21 protein-coding genes are annotated in these 26,658 nt (G+C 65.6%); 11 read left to right on the forward strand and 10 right to left on the reverse strand.

Translation table 11 applies throughout. The annotated features are described in order from the left end of the window. Positions 1 to 30 precede the first annotated feature (30 nt). Complete coding sequence (gene ltaE / locus DSM104440_RS09450) at positions 31 to 1,077, forward strand: low-specificity L-threonine aldolase (protein WP_171161987.1); 1,047 nt, start codon at positions 31 to 33, stop codon at positions 1,075 to 1,077. A gap of 10 nt (positions 1,078 to 1,087) precedes the next feature. On the opposite strand, the gene DSM104440_RS09455 is transcribed toward ltaE, so the two are convergent. Beyond that, positions 1,088 to 2,206 (reverse strand): ABC transporter substrate-binding protein, encoded by a 1,119-nt coding sequence (locus tag DSM104440_RS09455; protein WP_171161989.1) that lies wholly within the window; start codon positions 2,204 to 2,206, stop codon positions 1,088 to 1,090. Positions 2,207 to 2,238: 32 nt separating this feature from the next. Continuing rightward, positions 2,239 to 3,039, reverse strand: coding sequence for a c-type cytochrome (locus DSM104440_RS19620; protein ID WP_425509654.1), 801 nt, complete (start codon positions 3,037 to 3,039; stop codon positions 2,239 to 2,241). Here DSM104440_RS19620 and DSM104440_RS09465 point away from each other — a divergent pair. Then, positions 2,988 to 5,852 carry a BACON domain-containing protein gene (locus tag DSM104440_RS09465; protein ID WP_171161994.1) on the forward strand — a complete coding sequence of 955 codons (2,865 nt, stop codon included), beginning with the start codon at positions 2,988 to 2,990 and terminating at the stop codon, positions 5,850 to 5,852. The genes DSM104440_RS19620 and DSM104440_RS09465 overlap by 52 nt on opposite strands. 31 nt (positions 5,853 to 5,883) lie before the next feature. Here DSM104440_RS09465 and DSM104440_RS09470 read toward each other — a convergent pair whose 3' ends face one another. The 6 genes from DSM104440_RS09470 to DSM104440_RS09495 all read right to left on the reverse strand — a co-directional run bounded on the left by DSM104440_RS09470 (position 5,884) and on the right by DSM104440_RS09495 (position 13,159). Continuing rightward, positions 5,884 to 6,876, reverse strand: a complete 993-nt coding sequence (locus tag DSM104440_RS09470; RefSeq protein WP_171161996.1) for a cytochrome-c peroxidase — start codon at positions 6,874 to 6,876, stop codon at positions 5,884 to 5,886. A 169-nt stretch (positions 6,877 to 7,045) separates the two neighbouring features. Beyond that, positions 7,046 to 7,621 carry a hypothetical protein gene (locus DSM104440_RS09475; RefSeq protein ID WP_171161998.1) on the reverse strand — a complete coding sequence of 192 codons (576 nt, stop codon included), beginning with the start codon at positions 7,619 to 7,621 and terminating at the stop codon, positions 7,046 to 7,048. 124 nt (positions 7,622 to 7,745) lie between these two features. Next, entirely contained in the window at positions 7,746 to 10,220 is a 2,475-nt protein-coding gene (locus DSM104440_RS09480; protein ID WP_171162000.1) for a S8 family serine peptidase, read from the reverse strand. A 44-nt stretch (positions 10,221 to 10,264) separates the two neighbouring features. Beyond that, positions 10,265 to 11,698, reverse strand: coding sequence for a PhoH family protein (locus DSM104440_RS09485; protein WP_212758291.1), 1,434 nt, complete (start codon positions 11,696 to 11,698; stop codon positions 10,265 to 10,267). Between the two features lie 108 nt (positions 11,699 to 11,806). Further along, a complete protein-coding gene (locus DSM104440_RS09490; RefSeq protein ID WP_171162004.1) occupies positions 11,807 to 12,271 on the reverse strand; it encodes a peroxiredoxin in 465 nt (154 codons plus the stop codon). Positions 12,272 to 12,343: 72 nt separating this feature from the next. After that, positions 12,344 to 13,159: a polysaccharide deacetylase family protein gene (locus tag DSM104440_RS09495; RefSeq protein ID WP_171162006.1), complete on the reverse strand. Its 816-nt coding sequence runs from the start codon at positions 13,157 to 13,159 to the stop codon at positions 12,344 to 12,346. A gap of 92 nt (positions 13,160 to 13,251) precedes the next feature. On the opposite strand from DSM104440_RS09495, the gene DSM104440_RS09500 reads away from it, so the two are divergent. Beyond that, positions 13,252 to 16,599 (forward strand): hypothetical protein, encoded by a 3,348-nt coding sequence (locus tag DSM104440_RS09500; RefSeq protein WP_171162008.1) that lies wholly within the window; start codon positions 13,252 to 13,254, stop codon positions 16,597 to 16,599. On the opposite strand, the gene DSM104440_RS09505 is transcribed toward DSM104440_RS09500, so the two are convergent. Together DSM104440_RS09505 and DSM104440_RS09510 are read right to left on the reverse strand one after the other, a co-directional pair. Further along, positions 16,600 to 18,576, reverse strand: coding sequence for a TonB-dependent receptor family protein (locus tag DSM104440_RS09505; protein ID WP_212758292.1), 1,977 nt, complete (start codon positions 18,574 to 18,576; stop codon positions 16,600 to 16,602). 85 nt (positions 18,577 to 18,661) lie between these two features. Beyond that, entirely contained in the window at positions 18,662 to 19,102 is a 441-nt protein-coding gene (locus DSM104440_RS09510) for a DUF3617 family protein (protein ID WP_171162010.1), read from the reverse strand. A 107-nt stretch (positions 19,103 to 19,209) separates the two neighbouring features. On the opposite strand from DSM104440_RS09510, the gene DSM104440_RS09515 reads away from it, so the two are divergent. The 8 genes from DSM104440_RS09515 to DSM104440_RS09550 all read left to right on the forward strand — a co-directional run bounded on the left by DSM104440_RS09515 (position 19,210) and on the right by DSM104440_RS09550 (position 26,648). Then, the gene (locus DSM104440_RS09515) at positions 19,210 to 19,608 is read left to right on the forward strand and encodes a group II truncated hemoglobin (protein WP_171162012.1); all 399 of its coding nucleotides are present in this window, start codon (positions 19,210 to 19,212) and stop codon (positions 19,606 to 19,608) included. 118 nt (positions 19,609 to 19,726) lie between these two features. Continuing rightward, a complete protein-coding gene (gene typA / locus DSM104440_RS09520) occupies positions 19,727 to 21,541 on the forward strand; it encodes a translational GTPase TypA (RefSeq protein WP_171162014.1) in 1,815 nt (604 codons plus the stop codon). Positions 21,542 to 21,621: 80 nt separating this feature from the next. Continuing rightward, positions 21,622 to 22,071: a hypothetical protein gene (locus tag DSM104440_RS09525; protein ID WP_171162016.1), complete on the forward strand. Its 450-nt coding sequence runs from the start codon at positions 21,622 to 21,624 to the stop codon at positions 22,069 to 22,071. 36 nt (positions 22,072 to 22,107) lie between these two features. Further along, positions 22,108 to 22,686 (forward strand): lipid-binding SYLF domain-containing protein, encoded by a 579-nt coding sequence (locus DSM104440_RS09530; RefSeq protein ID WP_171162018.1) that lies wholly within the window; start codon positions 22,108 to 22,110, stop codon positions 22,684 to 22,686. Between the two features lie 29 nt (positions 22,687 to 22,715). Beyond that, complete coding sequence (locus tag DSM104440_RS09535; RefSeq protein WP_171162020.1) at positions 22,716 to 23,954, forward strand: LVIVD repeat-containing protein; 1,239 nt, start codon at positions 22,716 to 22,718, stop codon at positions 23,952 to 23,954. A gap of 104 nt (positions 23,955 to 24,058) precedes the next feature. After that, positions 24,059 to 24,334 carry a hypothetical protein gene (locus DSM104440_RS09540; RefSeq protein WP_171162022.1) on the forward strand — a complete coding sequence of 92 codons (276 nt, stop codon included), beginning with the start codon at positions 24,059 to 24,061 and terminating at the stop codon, positions 24,332 to 24,334. A gap of 32 nt (positions 24,335 to 24,366) precedes the next feature. Further along, the gene (locus tag DSM104440_RS09545; RefSeq protein ID WP_171162024.1) at positions 24,367 to 25,527 is read left to right on the forward strand and encodes a DNA recombination protein RmuC; all 1,161 of its coding nucleotides are present in this window, start codon (positions 24,367 to 24,369) and stop codon (positions 25,525 to 25,527) included. Further along, on the forward strand, positions 25,524 to 26,648 hold the full coding sequence (locus tag DSM104440_RS09550) for a zinc-dependent alcohol dehydrogenase family protein (protein WP_171162026.1): 1,125 nt from the start codon (positions 25,524 to 25,526) through the stop codon (positions 26,646 to 26,648). Before DSM104440_RS09545 ends, DSM104440_RS09550 begins: the two co-directional genes overlap by 4 nt. Positions 26,649 to 26,658: the final 10 nt, after the last annotated feature.

Here is a 26,658-nt window from a genome sequence, read left to right on the forward strand (position 1 = left end):
GATCCGGCCAATCTGCCTTAGAATTCACCCATGAAACCGATCGACCTTCGCAGCGACACCGTCACCCGTCCCACCACCGCCATGCGCGCCGCGATGGCGCAGGCGGAGGTTGGCGACGACGTCTTCGGCGACGACCCCACGATCAACCGCCTGCAGGAAACGGCGGCGTCGATGTTTGGCATGGATGCGGGGCTGTTCTTTCCCTCGGGCACGCAATCGAACCTCGCCGCGCTCATGGCTCACTGCCAGCGCGGAGAGGAAGTGATCGTCGGGCAGAGCGCCCACACGTACAAGTACGAAGGCGGTGGCGCGGCCGTGCTGGGCTCGATCCAGCCCCAGCCGCTTACCAACAAGCCCGACGGCACGCTCGATCTCGCGGAAGTCGAAGCCGCGATCAAGCCCGACGATTCGCACTTCGCGATCACGCGGCTCATCGCGCTGGAAAACACCATCGGCGGCAAGGTGCTTTCGCGTGCGTACATGGCCGATGCCATTGCGCTCGCCCGGCGCCGCGGCCTCTCCATCCACCTGGACGGCGCCCGCATCTTCAACGCGAGCGTGAAGCTCGGCATGCCGGTGAAGGATCTGTGCGCAGGTTTCGATTCCGTTTCGGTGTGCCTCTCGAAGGGCCTGGGCACGCCCGCGGGGACGGTCCTGGTCGCGAAGGCGCCGATCATCGAGAAGGCGAAACGCGCGCGCAAGATGCTCGGCGGCACGATGCGCCAGGTGGGGATCATCGGCGCGGCCGGACTCTACGCGCTCGAGCATCACATCGAGCGGCTCGCGGACGATCACGCGAATGCCAAGCGTCTCGGGAGCGGGCTGGAGCGCCTCGGCCTCGTGGTGGATCCGGTACAGACGAACATGGTGTTCGCCGCGTTTCCCAAGGAAGTGTGCGGCCCGCTCCAGGAACACCTCGCAGCCGAGGGCATCCTTGCGTTCATCGATCCCCGCTCGCGATTCGTGACGCACCTCGACGTGGATAGCGCAGCGATCGACCGCTTTGTCGAGACCGTCTACGCGTTCCTCGCGAAGAACACGAAGGCGCGGCCGGCGGTGTTGACGCAGGCCGGCTAGCGACGCCCAGCTACTTCTTCAGCTTCCCGCTCTTGCTGATGATGAGGAAGTCCACGAAGCGCATGCCTTCGTGGTCGGTGGGCGAGAAGTCGACGATGACGCCGCCCAGGTCCAGCTTCTGGATCGACTCCAGGCCAGTGACGAGGCCCGCGCTCGTGAGGTTCGCGCCGGCGCGTCGAAGGCCTTCCACCAGCACCCGCGCGGAAATGTAGCCCTCGAGGCCGCTCGCACTCGGCGGGTCCATGTCCTGGCACTTCGCGAGCGCGGTCAGGTAGTTGCTGGTGATGGCTGTCGTGCGCAGCAGGGGATCCGGGACGACGTGGATCACGATCGTGCCGACCCCTTCGCTTCCGGCCTCGCGCACGAGCGGATCGCCCGCGAAGGACGAGCTCACGATCGTGCCCGTGTAGCCCTGGCGGCGCGCTTCCTTGATCAGCGCGCCCATGGCCTTCGCCGTGGTGATGGCGATCACGACGCCGGGCTTGCCCTTGAGGATGGTCTCGACCGGCGCCTTCATGTCCGTGGAATTGCGATCGATGCCCACGGAACCGGCGGTCTTGGCCTTCTTGCGGGCCATGACATCCGCGAACGCGCCGAGGTTGGCCTTCGCGTCCTGGTTGTAGACGAACGCGAACGTCGTGTCCGGCCCGGCCAGCCCGGATGACCGAAGCAGGTCGACCGCGCCTTCGAGCTCGTGGTAATAGCTCGCGCGAACGTGGAACACCATCTTGCGGAACTGGTCGTGCACACCCAGTCCGCCACTCGCGATTCCGACCAACGGGATGGAGGCTTGTTCGATCAGCGGGAAGACCGCCTGGGCGCCGGCGGCCGCGGTGTAGCCGAACAGGGCCGTGACCTTTTCGCCCGCGAGCAGCTTCTTCGTGTTCTCGACGGTTTTTTCGCGGTTGCCGCCGTCGTCGAGGCTCACGAGGCGAATGCGGTTGTTGCGGATGCCGCCTTCCTTGTTGACCGAATCGAAGTAGCACTTCGCGCCCTGCAGGTACTGCTTGGCGACCTCGGCGCCGCCGCCGGTGAGGCCGAGCGATTGGCCGATCACGATGTCCTTGGCTTGCACGGCGCCTGCGATGCAGGCCAGTGCGGCTACGACCATCGGGAGTGCGCGTTTCATCATTATCTCCTTGGTGGGGTCCGAGATGCTTCTCAGCGAGAGGCGATCGAACCCAGATAGGCTATCAGGTCCTCGATCTGCGGCTCGGAGAGCGCAGGCCGCCATGCCGGCATCGCCGGGGAACGGCCAACGCTACGGCCCCCGCCCCGGATGATGCGTCGTTTGTAGTCATCGGAGACCACGCTCGCCCGCAGGTTCGCGGGAGGGGGATCATGCTTCGCCGCCGCGGGCCCGTTTCCGTCGGCTTGAGCGCCATGGCAAGGCACGCAGTGGCGTTGGAACAACGCCTGGCCGCGCGCCACGAGTTCGGCGGCTGCTGTCGGGTCGGCTGCATTCGTGGTCCAGGCCGCGCACAGCCAGGCGCAGGCCACGAGGACCTGCCGCCGCGTCAATCCTTCACCTGAGCCGACATCCGGACGAACGCCATGACATCTCCTGTTAGGACGAACCATTCGATCCGGAAACAGGGATGCGCGGCAGTCGTCGTGGCGCGCGCAGCCGCTACGCGCGCGGCGCGAACCTGGTGGGTGACGACATTTGTTCCGCACTCCGTAGGCGCGGACTCGTGGAAGGCTGGCTGCCAGAGACATCCGGGTGGATGTCCCGCCCTGTTCCGGCGCTTCCTGGGGTTCATGGTGTCGGGGATAGCCGACAGTGTCAAACCCGGGGCAGGGCCGAAAGCGGAGAAAACGACACCGCCCGCGCGGAGGATGCTGTCGTGGCCGGATTCCCGGCTGTGGTACGTTTCCCCGGTTAATCCCCATTGCCCGAGAAGAGACCCATGACACTGATCCGCCGCCTCGCCCTCGTGGGCTTCTTTCTCCTTCCGGCATTCGCGCACGCCGACTCGAACCATTCGGCCCCCGTGCCCGTTGCAAAGGCGGCCGCGGTTGAATCGTTCAAGCTCGCGCCCGGTGCCGCCCATGGCGCGCTGCGCCTCGAGCCCATCAATCCGGCGCTCATCGAGGAGGTGAAGGCCGGCAACGCGGGCACGTTCGAAAAGAGGCTGCAGATCGGCATCGGCCGGCCCGTCGAGATGTCGCTCGATCGCAAGATTCCCTGGGTCGCCGTTCCGGGCGGCTATGCGGCGCAGTGGGAAGTGTCGTCGCCCGGTGCCCTGGCGCTTCGCGTGATGATCGCCGCCGACCGCGAGGCCGCGCAGCCGATGCAGATTCGTTTCGCGGGGACTTCGCGGCGCGATCTCGTGTCCGCTCCCATCGAGGCGTCCGATATTCCCGCGGATGGCACGACGCATTGGAGTCCCGTGCTCGAAGGCGAGGGCGCGGTCATCGAAGTCTTCGCGGCCGGCGATGCGCCGCCTGCGAGCCTGCCGTTTTCGATCCACCAGGTTTCGCATTTCTTCGTCGCGCCCTGGGCGGCCGAGGCCGAGAGCCTCGCCAAGGCCTCCGGCGCGTGCCAGATCGACCTCATCTGCCGTTCCGCGACGAACGCCGCGCTCGCGCAGGTTGGGCGCGCGGTCGCGCGCATGACATTCGGTGACGGCACGGGCAGCGGTGCGAGCTACCTGTGCACCGGAACGCTCCTCAATCCCACGGGTGGCGTGGCCACGCCGTACTTCTATGGCGCGGCGCACTGCATCAGCACGCAGGCTGCGGCGAACACGCTCACCACGCATTGGTTCTACGAACGCACCTCGTGTGGAAGCGGCGGTGTCGGCCCGAACTACGTGCAAGTCGCCGGTGGCGCGACGCTGCTCTATGCCAACACCACCTCCGATGGACTGCTGCTGCAGCTGCGGGGCACGCCGCCCGCCGGCGCAATTCTCGCGGGCTGGGACTCGGCCACGCTCACCAATGGCACGCCGTTCACCGCGGTCCACCATCCCGCGGGCGACTTCAAGAAGGTGAGCTTTGGCGCCATGGATGGCTTCGGCAATCCGCGCGGCACGGGCACCAACTACGTGATCAGCCGCTGGAGCGAAAGCGTGGTCGAAGGCGGCAGCAGCGGATCGGGGATCTTCACGCTCGCCGGCAGCGAATACGTCCTGCGCGGCGGCCTGCAAGGCGGCCCGTCGAGCTGCACCGCGGCGACGAGCAACCGCTACGACTACTACTCGCGCTTCGACCAGGTCTTCCCCGCGATCCGCCAGTACCTGAATCCTTCGGCTTGCAGCTACTCGCTCTCGCCCAACAGCATCACCGTCGGCGCGAATGCGGCGAGCGGCACGGTCGCGGTGACCTCGACCGCCGGTTGCGCATGGAATCCCACGAGCAACCAGTCTTGGCTCACGACTTCGAGCACGGGCAGCGGGAGCGGCACGCTCAGCTACTCGGTCGCGGCCAACACCGGCGCCACGCGCACCGCCACGCTATCGATCGGCGGCGTGCCGTTCGATGTCACGCAGCAAGGCACCAGCGGCACCAACCTCGTGGCCAATGCCGGCTTCGAAACCGGAAGCGCCTCGTGGAGCCAGTCGGCCACGGGCGGCGCGCCGCTCATCTTCGAACTGCCCTCGCAAGCGCGCACGGGCGCCTGGGTCGCGTTCCTGGGTGGCTACAACAGCGGCACCGACACGCTCTCGCAGCAGGTGACGGTCCCGTCGGGCGGCACCACGACGCTGCAGTTCTGGTACGTGATCGCGACCGAAGAGACGACGAGCACCACGGTCTATGACCGCATGATCGTTTCCGTGAACAACGCCACCACGGGCGCGCGGCTTGCAACGCTGGCCACCTATTCGAACCTGAACCGCGCGACGACGTACGCACAGAGCGCGGCGCTCGACCTCTCGGCCTTCGCGGGCCAGACGGTCGTTCTCGTCTTCGAAGCGACGATGGACTCGTCGAACCTCACGGCCTTCTTCATCGACGACATCACGCTCACGTCGACGGGCGGCAGTGGTGGCGGCAGTACGAACTACACGGCGATGTGGTGGAACGCCGCCGAGTCGGGCTGGGGCATCAACGTGAGCCACCAGGGCAACACCGTCTTTGCGACGATGTTCACCTACGACTCCGCGGGCAACCCGCTGTGGCTCACGATGTCCGACGGCCAGAAGGGTTCGGGCGAAACATTCACCGGCCGCCTCTATCGCACGACGGGCTCGGCGTTCAACGCGAATCCGTTCACGCCGATCGGCGCGGGCAACATCACCGACGTGGGATCGATGACGATCACGTTCTCCGGAGAAACCGCGACGCTCTCGTACACGTTCAACGGCACCACCGTGAACAAGACGCTCACGAAATACCTGTTCGGTTCTCGCGTGGCCAACTGTGTATCGACCAGCGGGGATCGCACGGGCCTCACGAACTACCAGGACCTGTGGTGGTTCGGTCCCGGCGAATCGGGCTGGGGGCTGAACATCACGCACCAGGACACCAAGCTGTTCGTGACGATGTTCAACTACAACGCCGCGGGGCAGGGCGTGTGGTGGATCATGTCGGACGGACCGAGGCAGGGCGATGGGTCGTACCTGGGCCTGCTCTACCAGACGACGGGGCCGGCATTCAATGCGAATCCGTTCACGCCGATCGGTGCGGGCAACATCACGCAAGTAGGAACGATGCGCCTGACCTTCCAGAATGGAACACAGGCCACGCTCGTGTACACGGTCAACGGCGTGACCGTGACCAAGCAGATCACGCGCTACATCCTCACCACGAGCTTCCCGTCCTGCAGCTAGGCGCTGGTTGCTGAACTACCCGCGCCCGGGCTCAACGAGCTTCGGGTGCGGCGTAGTGGGTCGGCACGTCGCCGGTGAGTGATTCCAGGAAGGCGATGATCGAGGCGACCGTTGCATCGTCGAGCTCGCGTCCGAGCTGCAACCCGCCCATGATGCGCACCGCGCCGTCGAGCGACTCCACCGATCCGTCGTGGAAGTAGGGTGCGGTCTTCGCGACGTTGCGTAGTGTGGGCACGCGGAACACGTAGCGATCCTCTTCCTTCTTGGTCACCGCGAACCGTCCATCGTCCACCTTCTTCGACTTCGTGGCCGACCAGTATTCCTTCACGAGCCCGAACTTCATGTACTGCGTGCCGCCGAGAAGCGCGCCGTTGTGGCACGCGCTGCAGCCCGTGTCGATGAAGGTTCGCAGGCCGGCTTTCTGGCGCGCGTCGATGGCGCGATCGTCGCCGCCGAGGAAACGGTCGAAGGGTGCGGGTGTCGCGAGCGTGGCCTGGTATGCCTGCAGGGCACGGCCGTAGTTTTTCGCGTTCATCGGTTCGGGCTCGGAGGGATAGGCGGCTTTGAATGCGGCTTCGTACTGGAGCAGCACCATCTTCTCGACGCCGGCCTGCTTCGTCGCGAAGCCCATGGATCCGGTGAGCGAACCTTCGGCCTGATCCGCGCCCGTCTTCCGGTCGCCGAGCCAGCGCAATGTCGGTTGCCCCATCGTGTTGAACACGGTCGGGGAGTGACGCGACGTCGGCAGGCCCTTGGCGTCGATCGACGCGGGCCGCCGGTCCGCGCCCCAGTCGGCGGCAGCATGGCAACTCGCACAGGCCGTCTTGCCGTCGAGGGACAAGCGCGTGTCCCAGAACAGTGCGCGACCCAGCGCGACTTCCGCTGTCGTGAGCGAGGTTGCCGCAGGCGGATCGATGCGACCGAAGAGGCGCAGCGCCTCCTGGCGGAGAGGCTCGTCGCCGAACGCGGGAAAGAGAACGGCGCCACACAGCAATGCGGCGGCCGACAATTTGAATTTCGTCATCGCAGCAACTCCCTGATGGCCATCGCCGACGCCAGGCGGTGGGCGAATGTCTCGAGACATTCTGTTGTATTGCTGCGGGCATGCCCGTCAGCGGCGTCCACATAGCCTACTGGGTTACGGGCGACTGTGCATCCCGTCGACGGTGGTGCGCACACCGTCGGACGGCGGATCAGGTCGGCGAGACGACGAGCTGGAAGGGAAGGTCGTCGGGATCGCCAGGGAAGTCGGAGAAGGGCAGCCAGCCGGGCGGATTGGGAAGCGTCTCGAACCACCCCTTGCCTCCGGCGTAGGTTCCCGGATCGGCCGACTGGTAGAGGCTGCACGAGCCTTTCTCGTTCGTGACCACGATCGCAAGGCGGGTGCCTGCGTAGACGCGCAGGTCGCCCGGCATCTTCACGTAGGCGAACTTCCCGAAGTACCCACGGATCCGGTCGGCGCGAACTTCCTGGCGCGCGAGAACCGTCGTGCCGGGCATGTCCATCACCACGTTGCGCAACTCGACGGCGAGCCGTCCCGTCGAGCAGGTGATGGACAGGAAAACCCCGGTGACATGGCCGCCGACTTCAACCGTCAGTGTCTGCGCGAGCTTCTGATCGGTCGAGCCGCCAACACCGAACGACCGCGCCGGGTCGATCGGGAAATGGGCGGTGTCGACCAGGTCACCGATCGCCTGCGCGGACGCCGGCAGCACGGAGGCGGCCAGCAGGACGGCGAACGCCGCCCTGAGGAACATGCGTTGTCTCATTGAATCTCCTGGGAACGCGGGCCGGGACGACCCGTGAGGTCACGCTATTCCCAGGGACTGCCCGGCGCACCGTGCGAATTCGGCGCGCCGAGTGCCGCAAATTCGCGGCGTCCTACAGAATCCACTAGCTGCACGCGGGCGGCGAGGCTCCCAACACGTACCGCGTGATCGTCTTGGTGACGCTGACCCCGTTCACCGTGTAGGTGAGCGTCGCGGTCGTCCCCGTCGCGAACGTGAGCCGCATGGTCCCGACGGAAATGATGTTGGCCGGCCCGATGGGCGTGAACGGATTCGCGTTGAAGGGCGGCCCCGTCGTCTGGTAGAGCGTGCCGAGATACGAGCCATCGGTCTGCCGCGGCCCGCTGGACATGATCCACCACACGCCTTGTCCCGCCGCGTTGTAGTTGAACATCGTCGCGAACAGCGTGTTGTCCTGGTGCGTGATGTTCAGTCCCCAGCCCGATTCCGCGGCGTTCCACCAGAGGTCCTGGTAGTTCGTGAGTCCCGTGCGGTCACCGGTGGTCGCGACGCAGTTGGCGACGCGAGTGCCGAACAAGTACTTGGTGATCGCCTTCGTGACCGTCGTTCCGTTGAACGTGTACGTGAGCGTGCCGCTGTCGCCCGTGAACGCGAAGCTCATCGAGCCCACGTCGGTGATGTTCGCCGGACCGATCGGCACGAACGGGTTTGCGTTGAAGGCGGAGCCCGTCGTGCGATACAGGCGCCCGGAGAATGTTTCCCCCGCGCCTTGCGTGCCGTTCGACATCGAGAGCCACAGCGGATTGCCCGCGGCGTCGTAGGTGAACATCGTGGCGAAGAGCGTGTTGCCCTGGTGGCTCACGTTCACACCCCAGCCCGACTCGGCCGCGTTCCACCACATCGCGGTGTAGTTCGATGCGGCCGTCGTTTGCGCTGGCACGTAGCCAATGTGCGCGCTCGAGTGGTACGCGCCACCGGTGGTCTCGCCGGCGGCATTGCGAAGGTCGCCGCGATCGCACGTCGCCGCCGCATAGAGAATGCTTCCGCCGAACCCCGGAGACGGCGCATCGAATGCGGGGCACAGGCGCAGCGCCCCGGGGGGAGGCGCTCCCTCGGGCGAGTAGACGAAGCCCTCCACGACGTCGAGGAAATATCCGTCGTTCTGCCTCTCGCGGACCTCGGCCTCCGAAGTGGCGTAATAGAACGTGCGGTAGAAAGAGGCGCCCCCCGAGATGCTGTGGCGATAGGACATCCGGTACAGCGGCACGAGCGGACGACCGTCCGGACTGTTTTCAGTCGTGAACACGGAGAACAACGAGCGCGCGGGCACGTTGCGGCACGTTAAACCTTGATCGTCGCAGAGGCGCCCTGAGAATTGGGGATAGCCCGGTATCGGGTTGCCAAAACTCTCGAACACCGGGTGAAGGGTGGTTTCTTTCGAGCGCAGCTCGCCTGCGGCCGCCGCGAGTGCCGTCTGCACGCTGGTCGTGAAGATATGTTGTCTCGTGGCAGGCGCGTAGAGGGTGAACATCGGCGTCAGGCGATTGCGAACGCCGGGGCCGATCGCGCGGCGCACCGCGGCTTCGGCATCAGGGATGTAGTAGGTGTAGCCGGTTCCCGCAGGGCCCGCGACAGGTGTCGTCGCCGTCTCGTAGATGATGGTGCGCACCTCCTGCGCGGTGAGCAGCGGGTTGGCCGAGCGCATGAGACCCGCAAGCGCGATGACAAAGGGCGCCGAGAAGGAAGTCCCGTGACAGGTGCCGTACCCCGAGTATTCCGGGCCGAGTGACACGCCCTCGCCAACAAGGGAATTGACGCGGTCGCCGCAACGGTAGGCGAGCGTTCCGTAGGTCGCTCCCGGGATATGCGTCGAGAGCACGTCGCGCGCCGGGGCCACGAGCCGGATCGTGGGGCCATAGTTCGAGCCCGTGTTGCCGGGGTCGTAGCCCTGGGTCCAGAACTGCCCGTTGTATTGCAGCCCCCCCACGACGATCGTCGATGGAAGGATCCCCGGATCTCCGGGAAGCGGCATGGACATGTTGTGCGCGATGATCGCGAAAACCACGTCGCGTGCCTCGGCGTTTCGGAGGAAGGGGCACCGCAGACTCTCATTGCTGCCTCCGCAAGTACGCGCGCCGGGTTCCAGCAACGAGCTGTAGTTGATGGCCGTGGCGCCGGAGGCAAGTGCATCCACGAGCGCCGGCACGGGGAAACGGGCTCCATCGTGGAGCGAGACGGCGCAGAAGGGACACGCGCCCGAGATGCCGCGCCCGTTCTGGCCGCGCGCTGCGGCAACGCCCACCGTGAGTGTCGCGTGGTATATCGCCGCCCCCGACCCGTCCGGATTGGCACTCGGTGGAGCCATCGGCATCGAAATGTGGCGCCGCAGGGGGCCATCGATTCCGGCGCGCAGGTCCTCGTGCTCGCCGATCTCGTCGCGTTCGGAGAACGCGAGGTGCGCGCGCCCGCGCGTGATTTCCCACGCCTTGTCGAACTTGAGCATCTCGATGCCCCATTGGTACGCGCCCGGTGAAGGACGCGGGGTGGGCAGGGACAGGGGATCGGTCTGGGCGTACGCGATCGACGCGAGCGCGCAGACGGCGAGCAATGCGCGTTTCATGGCAGGACGAAACTCAAAGTAGAGGGGTCAGACCCCTCTACTTTCTACAGGATTTCGGCCGCGTGGTCTGCCAGACGCGAACGCTCGCCGCGCGTGAGCGTCATGTGGCCGCCGTGCACCCAACCCTTCATGCGGTCGACGACATAGGTGAGGCCCGATGACCCTTCCGTAAGGTAGGGCGTGTCGATCTGCGCGATGTTCCCGAGGCACACGACCTTGGTTCCGGGACCGGCGCGCGTGATCAGCGTCTTCATCTGCTTGGGCGTGAGGTTCTGCGCCTCGTCGATGATCAGGTACTTGTTGATGAAGGTGCGGCCGCGCATGAAGTTGAGCGACTTCACCTTGATGCGCGAGCGAATGAGGTCGGCCGTCGCGGCGCGGCCCCAATCTCCGGCTTCATCGTCCGTCTTCATGAGCACGTCGAGGTTGTCCTCGAGCGCACCCATCCACGGCGTCATCTTTTCTTCCTCCGTGCCGGGCAGGAAGCCGATGTCCTCGCCCACCGGGACCGTGACGCGCGTCATGATGATTTCGGTGTAGACCTTGTACTCGAGCGTCTGCATGAGGCCCGCGGCGAGCGTGAGCAGCGTCTTGCCCGTGCCCGCCTGGCCCAGCAGCGTGACGAAGTCGATCTCCGGGTCCATCAGGAGATTCAACGCGAAGGTCTGCTCGCGATTGCGCGCCGTGATGCCCCACACGTTGTTCTTGTGGTGCGTGTAGTCGCGCAGTGTTTGCAGAACCGCGGTCTTGCCCTTCGTCTCCTTCACGATCGCGAGGAACGGCTTGTCGCCCTCGTGGAAGACGAACTGGTTCACGAGCATCGAGGAGCACAGCGGCCCCTTGATGCGATAGAGCGTGCGGCCGTGCTCCTGCCAGCTCTCGACATCCTTGCCGTGCTTGTCCCAGAAATCCTCCGGGAGCTGCATGATCCCCGAGTAGAGGAGGTCGGTGTCCTCGAGGACCTTGTCGTTGAAGTAGTCCTCGGCGGCGAGGCCGATGGCATGCGCCTTGATGCGCATGTTGATGTCCTTGGACACCAACACGACTTCGCGCTTGGGATTCTTCTGCTTGAGATAGGCTGCGACCCCGAGGATCACGTTGTCGGCCTTCTGCGAGGCGACCGAATCGGGAATGTCGACACTCACCGAGTGCGTCTGCAGGAAGAGCCGGCCCATGGCCTCGTTGCCGGCCTTGGCCTTGAGCGAATAACCCGACTCGATGTCGCCGTCCCCTGTCGAGACGATCTCGTCGAGGAAGCGGCTCGCCTGGCGCGCGTTGCGCGAGACCTCGCTCATCCCCTTCTTGTTGTCGTCGAGCTCCTCCAACGTGACCATCGGCAGGTACACGTCGTGCTCTTCGAAACGGAAGAGGCTCGTCGGATCGTGCATCAGCACGTTCGTATCCAGGACGAAGAGCTTGGACACCGCGGCCGGCTTGGCCGGGCGGCTCGCACCTTCGCGTTCGCGCCTGCGATTCATGGGCACCTCCGTCTTCGAGGCGTGATCGACCGCCTCCTCGGCATCATGCCGCCGGGAGTCTCTCAGGGTGTCGTTGGACATTGATTCCGAGGGGGGTGGTTGGGAAGGCTATAGGCCGGCCGACTTCACGAAATCGAGCACTTCCTGCGCGTGGCCGGGGACCTTGACCCCCCGCCACTCGCGCGCGATGCGCCCGGTCCGGTCGATCACGAAGGTGCTGCGTTCGATGCCACGCACCTTCTTGCCGTACATGTTCTTCATCTTGATGACGGCGAAGCCCTGGCAGATCTCTTCGTCTTCATCGGAGAGCAGTTCGAAGGGGAACCCGAACTTGGCCTTGAACTTCTCGTGCGCGGCCACTGAATCCCGCGAAACGCCGAAAACCGCGACCTTCAGCTTCGTGAATTCCTTGTGGAGGTCGCGAAACTGCATCCCCTGGTCGGTGCACCCGGGGGTGTTGTCCTTCGGATAGAAGTAGAGGACGAACGGATGGCCCTTGAAGGCCGAAAGGCGAAAACGCTGATTTCCAGTGGCAGGAAGCTCGAAATCCGGGAGGACCGGAGGTTCGCTCATCAGGGCGTTTTTCCTTGTGACACGCTACCTATAGTGCATAAAGAGGTTCAAGAACGCAAGCTATGGGGATGATTATTCTTCAAGAAAGCCCGGACCCTGGGTGGCGAGGGTGCCCGGGCGCCCCGGAACGGGCCGCTCGAGGACGGTCGCCAGGGGGAGGGCGACCGCGGTGGATTCGCCCAAAACGTCCCTGAGCGCACAGAGCTGGTAGCCCTGTTCCTTCCATCCAGTGAGGAGCCGGTCGAGCGCCGCGGCGAGCTTTCCGCCCTCGACCTCCGCCCGCAACGCATGGACATGCTCGCGCGCTTCCGACGTTTTCTCGAGGGCCCGGGACGCGACGTTTTCGATCGTCGCGCCGCCCGCGATCAGCTCTTCGAGCGTGGGCAATGTCGTGGGAATTTGGGGGCAAGCGACGATCTCGCCGCGAATGACGGGGACAAACGGCGCGGTGCCGCGCATGTCGGATGCGTAGCGGAACGCGAGGTGCTGCGTAGCGCGAAGCGCATGCACGTTCGTTTGCCAGCCCGCGGCGCCATGCGCCTCGGGCTCGGCGGCAAAGATCTCCCGGAACCGGTCGCGCGCGAGCGTCATCTGTTGCTCCGTCCACACCGCATCGGCGCGGCCGACGGTCTTGCGCCAACGGGTCGAATCCCAGGCGCGGATGCCGACTTCGAATCCTTCGTCGCGAACCTTGCGAAGGATCGCGCTGCAGCGCTTGCCGATGTCGGGAGGGGGCAGGAGCTTGCCGTAGACGCCGCTGTGGTCGGGGCCGAGGCTGAAGAAGAACGTCGCGCCCGCCCCGTGGCGCTTGAGGATCTCGACAAGGCGCGGCACGCCTTCGCGTGTTCCGCGGTATGTGTCGACGTCGATTTTGAGAGCGAGGCGCAAGCCAGCGAATGCTAGCACCCGGGTGTGACCTGGAAGGGGAGCTCTGCTAGCATCCCCGCGCCAGAACAAGACAAACAACAGGGAGCCCTACCGTGCGTCGTTTCCTGCTCGCGCTTGCGCTGTTCTCCTTTACAACCGCCTTCGCCGCACCGATCCCGATGCGCGTCGAGGCCACGGCGCGCCAGGCCGACGGACGAATCGTCTTCGCCGGCGACTCGCGCGTCTCCGGCGGGCCGGAGCGCATTTCCGTGGGGCGGCTCAACGCCGACGGCTCCTTCGACACCTCGTTCGGTTCCGGCGGCATCGCCGAGTTCGTCGCGACCTACGATCCCTGGGGAAGTGAATTCCGGGTGACGGCCATGACCGTGCGCCCGGACGGCAAGATCATCATCGCCGCCGTGAAGGACGGATACGTGGCGCTGGTTTGCCTGGACGCCACGGGTGCGCCGGACTACTCGTTCGGATATTACGGCGGCATGCACATCGATCTCGACAGCGCCGGCCAACGCGTGATGGCGATCGGCGCGCAATCGAACGGGTCGATCATCGCGGCCGGAAGCTATTCCGCGACGCAGGTCGAAGGGGACTGGGACCTCCAGCTCGTGCGCTACCACTCCTATGGGCTGCGCGACTACTTCGCCTCCGGGCCCTACGGTTCCCACGTGCATCCGATGAGTGCGGGCGACAACGAAGCGCGCGCGCTCGTCGTGCTGCCCGACGATTCCCTGGTGATCGCCGGCACGGCGAAGAACGCCGGCGCCGACAAGGATCTGCTCGTCGCCAAATTCCAGGCGAGCGGATACCCGGATTATTCCTTCGGCATGGGCGGCAAGACCCTGCTCAATGCCATGAATGACGACGAGGGCAGCGCACTCGCCGTCGACAGCCTCGGGCGAATCGTCGTCGGTGGGCGCAATGGCCATGGCATGGGATACCAGACGGCGCGCCAGTTCCTGGTCTACCGCCTGTCGAGCTGGGGCTGGGTCGACACCCAGTATTTCCACGAGGGCTCGGGGATTTTCATCCGCGATGGCTGGAACATCCTGGATGCGGAGCTCACCTCCATCGCGATCACGCCGGGCACGGACTCGATCCTCGCCGGGGGCCACGGTCGCGACCTGTCCACGGGCGTGCCGCGCTTCGCGGCACTCGCCGTCGATCCGTTTGGCGGCAGCTACAACAGCATCACGCCGATTCCCGGCACGCATGTCCAGCGCGGCCTGTACACGAATGGCACATGGGCCATCGCCGTCGGAACCCGGACCGAAGGCGGCGTCGACTACTTCCAGCGAGCGCGCTATGCCGTTCAGTATCCGGGGCTCGTGTTCGACACGGACTTCTCCAGCGAGGGTGCGGATTCCGTGCCCAACGCGTTCGACTTCGGCGGTTGGAGCCAACAGGGGCCGAGCCTGCCGGAGATTTCTGGCCCGGTGACGATCACCGGAATCGATGTGCCGGCGCCGGTGACGGTCGCAAACGGCGAGTACTCGATCGGATGTACCGAGACCTTCACGCAGGCGCCGGGGACGATCCTCGCCGGCCAGACGATTTGCGCCCGGCACGTCTCCGCCGCAACGCCCTCGACCTTCGTCACGACCGTCGTGACCATCGGCGGAGTGGAAGGAGCGTTCTCCTCGCAGACGGGCACTGTGGCCGACACGGTCATCTCGACGTTCCCCACTTCGGCGGCGCGGCCGAACTTCGCCTTCCATAGCTACGGGACTCCCGCGGCCTTCGAGTGCCAACTCGACGGCGCGGCCTATGCGCCTTGCTCGAACCCGCATTTCCTCGACGGCTGGACGCTTGCCAATGGCTCGCACACGTTGAACGTGCGCGCCACGAACGTCTGGGGCGCCGACCAGACGCCGGCCACCTATACGTGGAGCCACACGCAGCCCGATACGTCGATCTCCTCGGGACCGAGCGGCACGACGACGCAGACCACCGCGGTGTTCGACTATTCCGGCAACGGCGGCGGGTGGGCCCTCTCCTGGCAGTGCAGCCTGGACGGCGCGCCGTTCACGACCTGCGGCAGCGACCCGATCACGTATACGAACCTCGCGAGCGGCGAGCACGTGTTCCAGGTGCGCATCGTGATTCGCGACGCCTACGGCGTCGATTCCCCCGATCCGACGCCCGCCACGCGGACGTGGACGGTGGACACGGTGGCGCCGGAGACCACGATCGCGACGGGTCCGTCGGGCACGGTCGGCGAGGATACGGCGTCATTCACGTTCTCGTCGTCCGAGTCCGGCGCGACCTTCGAGTGCAGCCTCGACGCAGCCGCGTTCGCCGCGTGCACCAGCCCGAAGGCGTACAGCACCGTCGCTCAAGGCATGCACATGTTCGAGGTGCGCGCCCGGGACGCCGCCGGCAACGTCGACGCGACGCCGGCCCTGCGCTCGTGGTCCGTGGATACGACGAATCCGAACACGACGATCAGCAGCGGCCCGGACATGGTGACGTTCCACACGGACGCCACCTTGGTGTTCAGCGCGAATGAAACTGGCGTCGGATTCCTGTGCAGCCTCGATGGCGGGGCGTTCGCCGCGTGCACGAGCCCGAAGAGCTACAGCGGGCTCGCCGGCGGAGGGCACTCGTTCTCGGTCTACGCGACCGACGCCGCGGGAAACCCCGACAACTCGCCCGCCACGTGGAGCTGGGCGGTGGACCTCGCCGCACCCGAAACCACGCTGTCGGGCGGCCCGACGGGGACCGTGACTCAAACGACCGCCGCATTCACCTTCGGCTCACCGGAGCCGGGCGTCACCTTCGAGTGCCGTCTCGACGCCGCGGCGTTCGCAACCTGTGCGTCGCCGGTGAACCTGAGCGGCCTCGCGGATGGGGCGCACACGTTCGAGGTCCGCGCGAAGGATCCGGCGGGCAATCCCGATCCGACGCCGGCATCGCGGACCTGGACCGTCGACACCACCGCGCCGCAGACCACGATCACGGTGGCGCCCGCAGCGGCAACCAACCAGACGATCGCGAGCTTTACCTTCGCGTCGTCGGAAACCGGCAGCACCTTCCAGTGCAAGCTCGACAGCGGCTCGTTCTCGAGTTGCACGAGCCCGAAGAGCTACTCGGGACTGTCGGCGGCAAGCCATACCTTCCAGGTTCGCGCCACCGATGCACTGGGACAACAGGACGCGACGCCCGCCACGCACACCTGGACGGTGGATACATCGGCGCCGAGCACGACCCTCAACAGCGGGCCATCGGGGACCGTGTCGTCCACGAGCGCGACCTTCACGTTCAGCTCGAACCAGACGGGCAGCACGTTCGAATGCCGCATGGACAATGGATCGTTCGCGGCGTGCACGAGCCCGAAGGCCTACACGGGACTTTCCCCGGGCAGCCATACGTTCCGCGTGCGCGCGATCGATCCGGCCGGAAACGTGGATGCGAGCCCGGCGACGCGGACGTGGACGATCAACTGATCAGAAAGGGGTATCGACGCTGATGCCCGCCAGGAAGCTGCGCCCGGGGGCGGGCTCGAAGTACCGGGCGTTGGCCTCGTTCACGATCACCGAGCCCGCGTAGCGACGGTCGAAGAGGTTGTCCACCCGCACGAAGGCGCGCGCAACCAGGCCGCCGCTGCGCCACGTGCCGCCAATGCGGACGGCAGCCACTGTGTACGCAGGCGCTTCGTCCGAGTTGGCGTCATCGACCTTCATGGCGCCCGCGTGCCGCGCCTCGATGGCGGCTTCGAAGTTCGCGTTCGCACGCCACCGGATTTCGGCGTAGCCCGAGGTGCGCGGCACGCCGGGAAGCCGATTGCCGGGCATGAAGCCTTCGCGGTAGGCGGCTTTCAGGCTCGTCCAGGATGCGAAGAGGTCGAGGCCCTGCGCGATCTCGCCCGAGGCGAGGAGCTCGAGGCCTTCGCGCCGCGTCGTCCCCGCGTTGCGGAAAGTCGAGCGGCCGCCGGAGTTCGTCGCGACCACGATCTCATCAGTCGTATCGACGAGAAATGCCGCGGCCGTCGCGCGCCAGCGTCCCTCGCTCCATTTCGCGCCGGCCTCGAAGTGATCGCTCTTCGCGGGACGGAGCGCGAGATTGGGACCCGATTGGCCATCGGGGCGATAAGCGATCTCGTTCAGCGTCGGCGTCTCGAAGCCGCGGCCCGCGGTCGCGTAGAGGCTGAGCGCCTTCGTGGCCTGCCAGTTAATGCCACCGACGGGCGTGGTCGCGCGGTAATCGACGTCGCCGCTGTCGTCCGGATTTTGCGCGGTGACGTAGCGATCGCTCGAACGAAAGCCGACCTGGCTCGCGCGCACACCGGCGATGACCGTCCAGCGTTCGGTTGGGTTCCACTCCGCCTGCACGTACTGGCCCGTCTCAGATGCCCGATTGGTCTCGTCGCGACGAAGCGCGCCCAGCACGCCGAGCTCGGTGCCCACGAAATTCTGGAAGCCGCGGCGGTCTTCCTCGAGGCGGTCGGCGTTGACGCCGGCAACGATCGACAGCGATCCATTGCCGACGTTTCCCTTCCAGTTCCAGCGCGCGTCGACACCGCCATAAGCGCGATCGAGATCGATGACACCGCCCGGATGCGTCGGGTTCAGCTGCGGCGCAACCGGAATCGCCTGGAACTGCTGCGTGCGGCGGTGCCCGGCGTGTGCGGTCACGCGCATCGCATGCCCGTTGGCGAAATCGTGATCGAGCGCGAGTCCGATCTGTTGCTGGTCGACGCTCTTCCGGGTGTTGAACGTGATCGCCGCCGGATCGACCGAGCGCGGATCGGCTTCGAACTGCGCGCGCGAAAGTCCGAGGGGATCCTGCGTGCCGGGCATGTCCACGGCGTTGCCGATGATGTTCACGACCGTTGCGGCACCGCTCTCGATGCGAAGCCGCGCGTTGACGCCCGTTCGTGTCGCCGCGCTGTGGTCGCGATAACCGTCCGTGTCGAAGCGAAGAAACGATGCGTTGTAGGCGAAGGGGCCGCGGCCATCACCGATGCGCGCGCCGAAGCGGCGCAGGTTGTCGCTGCCGAACATTGCGTCGGCGTGTCCTTCGAGAACGGGAGGGCCGGGACTCGTCGTCACCGAGACCACGCCACCCGAGGAGTTTCCGTAGAGCGCGGAGAACGGACCGCGAAGCACTTCGATGCGCTCGGCCGAACCGAGATCGACGTGCGAGATCTGCGATTGCCCGTCGGGCATCGTCGCGGGAATGCCATCGACGAGGATGCGCAGCCCGCGAACCCCGAACGTGGAACGCGCACCGAAGCCGCGAATGGAGATCTGGAGATCCTGCGCGTAGTTCTGGCGGTCGTTGGCAACCACACCGGGAAGGCGCTGCAGGCTTTCCGAGAGATTGACCTGGAGTCGGCCGGCATGAAGCGCGTCCGCCTCGAGGACATCGATCGACGCGGGAACCGTGGCTGCCGCGCGCGGAATGCGCGTGGCCGTGACCACGACCGGATCGATGAGGGAAGGGGGCGCCGCCTCCTGCGCGCTCGCAGGCGCTACCGCAAGCAGCAGCGCAGCGAGGGGAGCGGGATTACGACTTGCAGGGACCCGTGTGCTTGCCACGCAGGGCCGTGACGACGGTCGCCCTACCCGCGTTGCTCTCGGTGTCCATGGTTTGCCGCATCGTGAACGACTTCGAATCCGGCGTTTGCACGCTCGATTCGTATTCCATCTCGTAGTTCACGGCGACGCAGCGCATGCGCTTGTCGGCAGGGTTGCCGCTCACCGGCTGCAGGCCCGTCACGCAATTCGATTGCCCGCGCTTGGTCTTCGGCCCGAAGAAGCGCGCGACGTCGGCGAGATGCTCGGCGGTCAGGCAAACCTCGTAGAACTTGTTGGGCTCGGACTGGCCGTTGGTGATGGTGGCCGCGCCGATGGCCCAGTTGCCCGGCTCGAGGGTGGTGGTCTGGGCGAATACGGAAGTGCCCGAGACGAGGAAGGCGGCGAGGGCGATACGGGAGAGGCGGCTCATGAACGACTCCAAAGGGACAGGTCTGGGGAAATGGTCGCCGCTCCGGACAGTTCCTGCAAGGCCCTGCAACGCAATGTCACGGATCGAATCACCGGGATAATGGCGGCATGAACGCACAGACCGACGAACGCACCCCCTACGAGCGCATGGGTGGCGAGCCTGTCCTACGAGAGCTGGTCGATCGCTTCTACGACCTGATGGACCTCGAGGCCGAGTACGCCGAGCTTCGCCGCGCCCACCCCGGCCCGCTCGACAACGCGCGTAAGCGCCTCTTCATGTTCCTTTCCGGTTGGCTCGGAGGTCCGCAGCTCTACACCGATGCCTTCGGCCATCCGATGCTGCGTGCGCGCCACCTGCCTTTCTCGATCGGCGAAGTCGAGCGCGACCAGTGGATGGCGTGCATGACGCGAGCGATGGAGGAGGTGGGCGTGGACGAGCTCCTGAGGCTGCAACTCGCCGGGGCGCTCTTCAAGACTGCGGACTGGATGCGCAACCGCCCCAATTGAGGGCGCAAGAAAGTTGATGCGCCGCAGCAGACGGGATGCTAAAATGTTGAGTTAATTAAGATTTTGTCAGTTCAATCACTGCAGTCGTAACTTTACCCAGGCTCCTTACCCTCAAATCATGGCCCGCCCCCTTCGCAACATCGCGATCATTGCCCACGTCGACCACGGGAAGACCACCCTCGTCGACAAGCTCCTTCACCAGGCGGGTACGTTCGCCAAGCACCAGCACATCGCCGAACGCGTGATGGACTCGGGTGACATCGAGAAGGAACGCGGCATCACCATCCTCGCCAAGAACACGGCGGTGGATTACCACGGCGTGCACATCAACATCGTGGACACGCCCGGCCACGCGGACTTTGGTGGCGAAGTCGAGCGCGTGCTCTCGATGGTCGATAGCGTGCTGCTGCTGGTCGATGCGGTCGAAGGGCCGATGCCGCAGACGCGCTTCGTGACTCGCAAGGCGCTGGCCCAGGGCCTGAAGCCGATCGTCGTGGTCAACAAGGTCGACCGCGACGGCGCTCGCCCGGATTGGGTCGTGAGCCAGACCTTCGACCTGATGGACAAGCTCGGCGCCACCGAAGAGCAGCTCGACTTCCCGGTGATCTACGCCTCGGCCTTGAACGGCTGGGCGACGATGGAAGAGGGCGTGGTCGGCACCGACATGCGCCCGCTCTTCGACTGCGTGCTGAAGAACGTGCCGGAGCCGAAGGGCGATCCCGAAGGCGGCCTGCAGCTGCAGATCAGCGCCGTCGACTACTCGACGTTCCTCGGCCGCATCGCCGTCGGTCGCATTCGCCGCGGCACGATCAAGAAGGCGCAGGAAGTCGCGATCATGGCTGGCGACAAATTCGTGCGCAAAGCCCGGATCGGGCTCATCCACACCTTCCAGGGCCTCGAGAAGATCGAGACCGACACGGCCTCCGTGGGCGAGATCGTCTCGGTCACCGGCATCGAGGACTTCGTGATCGGCACCACGTTCTCCGACCCGCTCGTGCAGGAAGGCCTGCCGATGGTGGGCGTGGACGAGCCGACGCTCACGATGAATTTCCAGGTGAACACCTCGCCGCTCGCCGGCACCGAGGGCAAGTACGTCACCAGCCGCAACATCCGCGACCGCCTCGACAAGGAGCTGCTCTCCAACGTCGCGCTGCGCGTCGAGAACACCGGCGACGCCGACATCTTCCGCGTCTCGGGCCGTGGCGAGCTGCACCTCACGATCCTCATCGAGAACATGCGCCGCGAAGGCTACGAGCTCGCGGTCGGCAAGCCGCGCGTCGTCGCCAAGGACGTTGACGGCGAGCGCCAGGAGCCGTGGGAGACGCTGACGGTCGACGTCGACCAGGAGAACCAGGGCAAGATCATGGAAGAGCTGGGCCGCCGCAGCGGCGAGCTCACCGACATGGTTCCGGACGGCAAGGGCCGTGTCCGCCTCGACTACAACATTCCCTCGCGCGGCCTCATCGGCTTCCACATGGAATTCATGACGCTCACGCGCGGCACGGGCATCAAGAGCCACGTGTTCGACCGCTATGCGCCGGTGAAGGGCGAGCTCCCGTCGCGTCGCAACGGCGTGCTCATCTCTTCGGAAGCGGGTGAAGCGGTTGCCTTCGCGCTCTTCAACCTCGAAGACCGCGGCCGCATGTTCGTCTCCCCGGGCGAGAAGCTCTACGAAGGCATGGTCATCGGCATCCACAGCCGCGACAACGACCTCATCGTCAATCCGGTGAAGGGCAAGAAGCTCACCAACGTTCGCGCCGCCGGCAAGGACGAGAACGTGGTGCTCACGCCGCCCATCCAGCTCACGCTGGAGTCCGCGATCGAGTTCATCGAGGACGACGAGCTCGTGGAAGTCACGCCGAAGTCGATCCGCCTTCGCAAGCGCTTCCTGCTGGAACACGAGCGCAAGCGCGCTTCGCGCGAGGCCGCCTGACGCCTCACGCTTAGTGACACAATAGAGGCGCCGTGACCCACGTCACCGGCGCCTTTTTTGTTTCCCGACGAGGAGTTCCCATGTTCAAACTCTCAGCGCTCCTGGTGACCTTGCTGTTCTCGGCCGCCGCTTCCGCACAGACGTTCGTCTATCCCGCCAAGGGCCAGTCGCCCGAGCAGCAGAAGAAGGATGAAGCGGCCTGCCACACGTGGGCCGTGGACCAGAGCAAGTACGATCCGGCCAATCCGCCGCCCGCACCCGCTGCACCGCCGCCGCCCACGGGCGCGACGCCGGGCTCCGGAGTTCGCGGTGCCGCGCGTGGTGCCGTCGTCGGTGAAGTCGTCGGCGGCGATGCCAGCACCGGTGCTGCGGCAGGTGCTGTCGCCGCACGGGGACAGAGTCGGCGCCAGAACAACGCTGCCGCACAGCAGCAACAGGCGGCCGCTTCGTCGCAGAACACGGCCGGGCAAGCCGCCTACCAGAAGGCGCGCGGCGCGTGCCTCGATGGCAAGGGCTACTCCGTCAAATAAAGACAACAAGCAAAGGGACCCCACATGAACGTCTTCATGAAAGCCCAGCTTCCGATCGTGTCCATGGCACTGCTCCTCGGTGCTGCCTTGCTTACCCTGTCGCCCATCGCCGACGCGCAAGACAAGAAGAAGGACGCGGAGCGCGCCGAACGCAACAAGATGGCGAACGACACTTTGCAGCGCCTGTACAAGACGGAACCGAAAGCAAAGGCGGCCATCGAGAAGGCCGCGGGCTACGCCGTGTTCAGCAACTTCGGCATGAAGATCCTCGTGGCCGGCGGCGGCTCGGGCCAGGGCCTCGCCAAGGACAAGGCGGGCAAGGTCACGTACATGAAGATGTTGGAGATGCAGGCGGGCCTGGGTTTCGGCGTGAAGAAGTTCCGCCTCGTCTGGGTGTTCGATACGCCGGACGCATACAACAAGTTCGTGAACTCCGGCTGGGAGCTCGGCTCGCAGGCGACTGTATCGGCCAAGAAGGGCGACCAGGGAGCAGGGGCCGCGGGCGCGATGCCGGTATCGCCCGGGATCTGGCTCTATCAGCTCACCGACGACGGTCTCGCGCTCGAGCTCACCGCCAAGGGCACGAAGTACTCGAAGGACGAAGCGCTGAACTGATCCGCGCAGGTCGGGCGGTAAACTGGGCCATGCATCGCGCATGGCCCTTTTTCATTCTTGTTTGCACGCTGACCGCCGCCGCGCACGAAGCGCGCGACATGGCGCTCGTCGGCGCGCATTCGTTGCAGGGGCGCTCGAGCTACCAGCCCGTTATCCACCGCGTGGGCGATCGCTGGATTGCGTTCATCGGCCACCATGCGGGCCGCGCGGTAAATCCGCTCACGAACGTCAATGAAGAGAACGGCACGTCGCTTCTCGACGTCACCGATCCGCGTGCACCGAAGCTGGTCGCGCACATTCCCGGCGATGGCGGCGCGCAGATGGCGCGCTTCTGCAACGGCTACCTCCTGCGCACGCTGGGCCACTCGGCGCATGAAGTGTGGGATGTGCGCAATCCGGTGAAGCCCGTGAAGGCGAGCACGGTGGTCTCGGGCCTCAGCGACACGCACAAGAGCTGGTGGGAGTGCGACACGGGGATCGCGTACCTCGTCGCCGGTGCTCCGGGTTGGCGTACGTCGCGCATGACGCAGGTGTTCGATCTCTCGGATCCCGCGAAGCCGAAATTCATTCGCAACTTCGGGCTCGTCGGCCAGCAGCCGGGCGCGAGTGGCGACGTGCCCACGGGATTGCACGGGCCCATCTCGACCGGACCGACAGGCAATCGCATCTACTTTGGCTACGGCACGAATTCGCGCGGTGTCCTGCAGATCGTCGATCGGAAAAAGCTGCTCGACGGCGCACGCGAGCCGACGGAAGCGAACCTGCTCGCACCCCAGGTGGGCCGCTTCGATTTTTCTCCCTCGTACGGCGCGCACACGGCTTTCCCCATCCTCGGTCTCGATGGCCGCGACGTCGTGCTGGTGGTGAACGAGGCGCTGACCTATCACTGCAACGAAGCGCACCAGAAGGCGTGGCTGGTGGATGTCACGACCGAAGCGAAGCCCACCGTGATCTCGACATGGGAAGCGCCTGACGAGAAACGCTTCTGCGCGAAAGGGCGCTTCGGGGCGCACTCGTCCAACGAGAGCTTCGCACCTATCTACTACCGCAAGCTCGTCTTCATCGCGTACTTCAACGCGGGTGTGCGCGTGCTCGACATCCGCGACCCGAAGAAACCTGCGGAAGTTGCGTACTTCATCCCCGACGGAAGCCCGCTCACCAACAATGTCGAAGTCGACGAGCGGGGCTACGTCTACATCGTCGATCGCGGTTCGCTGGGGCTGCATGTCCTCGAGCTGACCGGCAATGCCCGCCGTTGGGCACAATAGCCTGGTGAGATCTCTCGCCCGGATTCCGCACCGACCTCAACAAACCGGGCTCGGTGCGCTAGCGCACCGACTGGGCACCCACCGGCGCCTATTCTTGCGCCACCATGGCGACAAGATTCATTCTCGAGGACGTTTCGCTCGTGGAGAACGACTTCTCCGCGGATTCGCGAAACAAGGAAGGAATTCGCATCGTGACCTACGAGCCGCGGCGCTGCATCACGCTCCAGCTCGCCATCGACCACATCGTGCAGATCGAGGTGGTGAAGGACAGCAAGGCCGGCGAGGATCGCTCGATCGTGACCCTGACCTCGGGGGTTCGCTACGTGACCCGGCGCGGCGCCAAGGAGCTATGCGCGGCCATTGAAAAGGCCCACCCGTAGTTTCTTCCCGGTGGCATGCGAAAATGCCGCCTATGGACTCCCAGTCGCTGCTCGTCGTTCTAGCCGTCCTCGTCGTCATCCTCGTGGCGGTGGTCGCATGGCTCGCCGTCACCCTTCGCGCCGGGCAGGAAAGCCGCCATCGCGAAGTCCTCTCCGACCTGCACTCCGGGCTGAACACCTCCGCCGACCGCATTGCCTCGCGCCAGAGCGAGGAGGGCGATCGCCTGCGCCGCGCCGTGGCCGACGAGCTGCAGCGTAATCGCGAGGGGTTGCTATCGTTCGAGAAGGCGCTGGCCGAGAAGGTCGATCACCGCCTGGGCGAGATCGGCGGCAAGGTGAGCGAACGGCTCGATGAGGGCTTCAAGCGCACGAACGACACCTTCGTGAACGTGATGCTGCGGCTGCAGACGATCGACGATGCGCAGAAGAAGCTCGAAGCGCTTTCCTCCAACGTCACCAGCCTGCAGAACCTGCTGGGGAGCAAGAGTGCCCGCGGCGCGCTGGGCGAGCGCCAGCTCGAGGACCTCGTGCGCAACATGCTTCCCGACACCGCCTTCGATTTCCAGTACACCTTCCCGAGCGGTGTCCGCGCCGACTGCGTGCTGAAGCTGCCCGAGCCGATGGGGCTGCTGTGCGTGGACTCCAAGTTCCCGCTCGAGAATTACGAGCGGATGATCAGCGATGGCGCGGAGAAGGTCTCGATCACCGTGTTCAAGAGCGATGTTCGCCGCCACGTCGACAACATTGCGCTGCGATACATCATCCCGGGGCAGACCGCGGATGGCGCCGTGATGTTCGTGCCGTCGGAAGCGATTTTCGCGGAGATCCACTCGCGCCATCGCGACCTCGTGGACTACGCGCTGCAAAAGCGCGTGTGGATCGTCTCGCCCACCACGATGATGGCGGTGGTGAACACCGCGCGCGTCGTGATCAAGGATGTCGAGCAGCGCCGCCAGATCCACCTCATCAAGGATGAGCTGGGCAAGCTTGCCGCGGACTTCAACCGCTTCCAGGCGCGCATGGACAAGCTCGCCACGCACATCAACCAGGCGAAGACCGACGTCGAGGACGTGCAGACCTCGAGTCGCAAGATCACCGAGCGCTTCGTGAAGATCGAGCGCGTCGAGCTCGATTCGAACAAGCCGTCGCTGACCCTCGTGAAACCCAACGCAGAAGGAAACGATTCCGAATGAAGGTTCGCGCCGCCGTTCTCGAGACGATGGGAGCCGCGCTCCCGTACGCCCAATCGAAGCCGCTGACGATCTCCGAGGTCGAGCTGCGTCCACCCGGGCCGGGTGAAGTCCTCATCCGCATGGGTGCGGCGGGCCTTTGCCACTCCGACCTTTCGGTGATCAATGGCGATCGCCCGCGCCCGACGCCGATGGCGCTGGGCCACGAAGCCGCCGGTGTCGTCGAAGCGCTCGGCCCCGGCGTCGATGACCTCAAGACGGGTGATCACGTCGTGCTGGTCTTCGTGCCGAGCTGCGGCCATTGCGCGCCTTGTGCCGAAGGCCGTCCTGCACTGTGTGAACCCGCGGTGATCTCCAACACGGCGGGCACGCTGCTTTCCGGCGAGCGCCGCATCTTCCGTGACGGGCAAATGGTTCATCACCACATGGGCTGCTCGGCGTTTGCCGAGGCCGCGGTGGTTTCGCGCCGCTCGTGCGTGAAGATCGATCCGGAGCTGCCGCTCGACGAAGCCGCACTGTTCGGATGCGCGGTCCTTACCGGCGTGGGCGCGGTCGTGAACACCGCGCAAGTTCGCGCGGGGAACTCTGTGGCGGTCGTGGGCCTTGGCGGCGTGGGTCTCGCCTCGGTGCTCGGTGCCGTGGCCTCGGGTGCGCGCGATATCGTCTGCGTGGATCTCTCCGACGAAAAACTCAAGCTCGCGACCGAACTGGGTGCCACGCACACCTTCAACGCGGCCGACCCGGATCTCATCGCCAAGGTGAAGGCGGCGACCGGCGGGGGCGTGGACTTCGCGATCGAGATGGCGGGTTCGGTGAAGGCGTTCGAATCGGCGTATCGCATCACGCGCCGCGGCGGCACGACGATCACCGCGGGCCTGCCGCATCCGAATGCGACGTGGCCGATGCCCGCCACGAACCTCGTCGCCGAGGAACGCACGATCAAGGGAAGCTACATCGGCACCTGCGTGCCGGCGCGCGACCTGCCGCGCTACATCTCGCTCTATCGCCAGGGCCGCATGCCGGTGAACAAGCTGATGACCGCGCGCCTCAAGCTGGAAGACATCAACAAGGGTTTCGACCTGCTGCACGAAGGCAAGGCGGTGCGGCAGGTAGTGACGTTCTGAAGCGCACACG

Source organism: Usitatibacter palustris, assembly GCF_013003985.1.
GTDB classification, from domain to species: domain Bacteria; phylum Pseudomonadota; class Gammaproteobacteria; order Burkholderiales; family Usitatibacteraceae; genus Usitatibacter; species Usitatibacter palustris.

Coding starts and splice junctions, on each gene's coding strand:
- DSM104440_RS09455 (WP_171161989.1), bottom strand. CDS start 2,206: ATGAAACGCGCACTCCCGATGGTCGTAGCCGCACTGGCCTGCATCGCA.
- DSM104440_RS09550 (WP_171162026.1), top strand. CDS start 25,524: ATGAAGGTTCGCGCCGCCGTTCTCGAGACGATGGGAGCCGCGCTCCCG.
- typA (WP_171162014.1), top strand. CDS start 19,727: ATGGCCCGCCCCCTTCGCAACATCGCGATCATTGCCCACGTCGACCAC.
- DSM104440_RS09515 (WP_171162012.1), top strand. CDS start 19,210: ATGAACGCACAGACCGACGAACGCACCCCCTACGAGCGCATGGGTGGC.
- ltaE (WP_171161987.1), top strand. CDS start 31: ATGAAACCGATCGACCTTCGCAGCGACACCGTCACCCGTCCCACCACC.
- DSM104440_RS09530 (WP_171162018.1), top strand. CDS start 22,108: ATGAAAGCCCAGCTTCCGATCGTGTCCATGGCACTGCTCCTCGGTGCT.
- DSM104440_RS09480 (WP_171162000.1), bottom strand. CDS start 10,220: ATGAAACGCGCATTGCTCGCCGTCTGCGCGCTCGCGTCGATCGCGTAC.
- DSM104440_RS09525 (WP_171162016.1), top strand. CDS start 21,622: ATGTTCAAACTCTCAGCGCTCCTGGTGACCTTGCTGTTCTCGGCCGCC.
- DSM104440_RS09475 (WP_171161998.1), bottom strand. CDS start 7,621: ATGAGACAACGCATGTTCCTCAGGGCGGCGTTCGCCGTCCTGCTGGCC.
- DSM104440_RS09545 (WP_171162024.1), top strand. CDS start 24,367: ATGGACTCCCAGTCGCTGCTCGTCGTTCTAGCCGTCCTCGTCGTCATC.
- DSM104440_RS09535 (WP_171162020.1), top strand. CDS start 22,716: ATGCATCGCGCATGGCCCTTTTTCATTCTTGTTTGCACGCTGACCGCC.
- DSM104440_RS19620 (WP_425509654.1), bottom strand. CDS start 3,039: ATGCCGGAAGGAGAAAGAAGCCCACGAGGGCGAGGCGGCGGATCAGTG.
- DSM104440_RS09470 (WP_171161996.1), bottom strand. CDS start 6,876: ATGACGAAATTCAAATTGTCGGCCGCCGCATTGCTGTGTGGCGCCGTT.
- DSM104440_RS09540 (WP_171162022.1), top strand. CDS start 24,059: ATGGCGACAAGATTCATTCTCGAGGACGTTTCGCTCGTGGAGAACGAC.
- DSM104440_RS09485 (WP_212758291.1), bottom strand. CDS start 11,698: ATGAATCGCAGGCGCGAACGCGAAGGTGCGAGCCGCCCGGCCAAGCCG.
- DSM104440_RS09510 (WP_171162010.1), bottom strand. CDS start 19,102: ATGAGCCGCCTCTCCCGTATCGCCCTCGCCGCCTTCCTCGTCTCGGGC.
- DSM104440_RS09490 (WP_171162004.1), bottom strand. CDS start 12,271: ATGAGCGAACCTCCGGTCCTCCCGGATTTCGAGCTTCCTGCCACTGGA.
- DSM104440_RS09465 (WP_171161994.1), top strand. CDS start 2,988: ATGACACTGATCCGCCGCCTCGCCCTCGTGGGCTTCTTTCTCCTTCCG.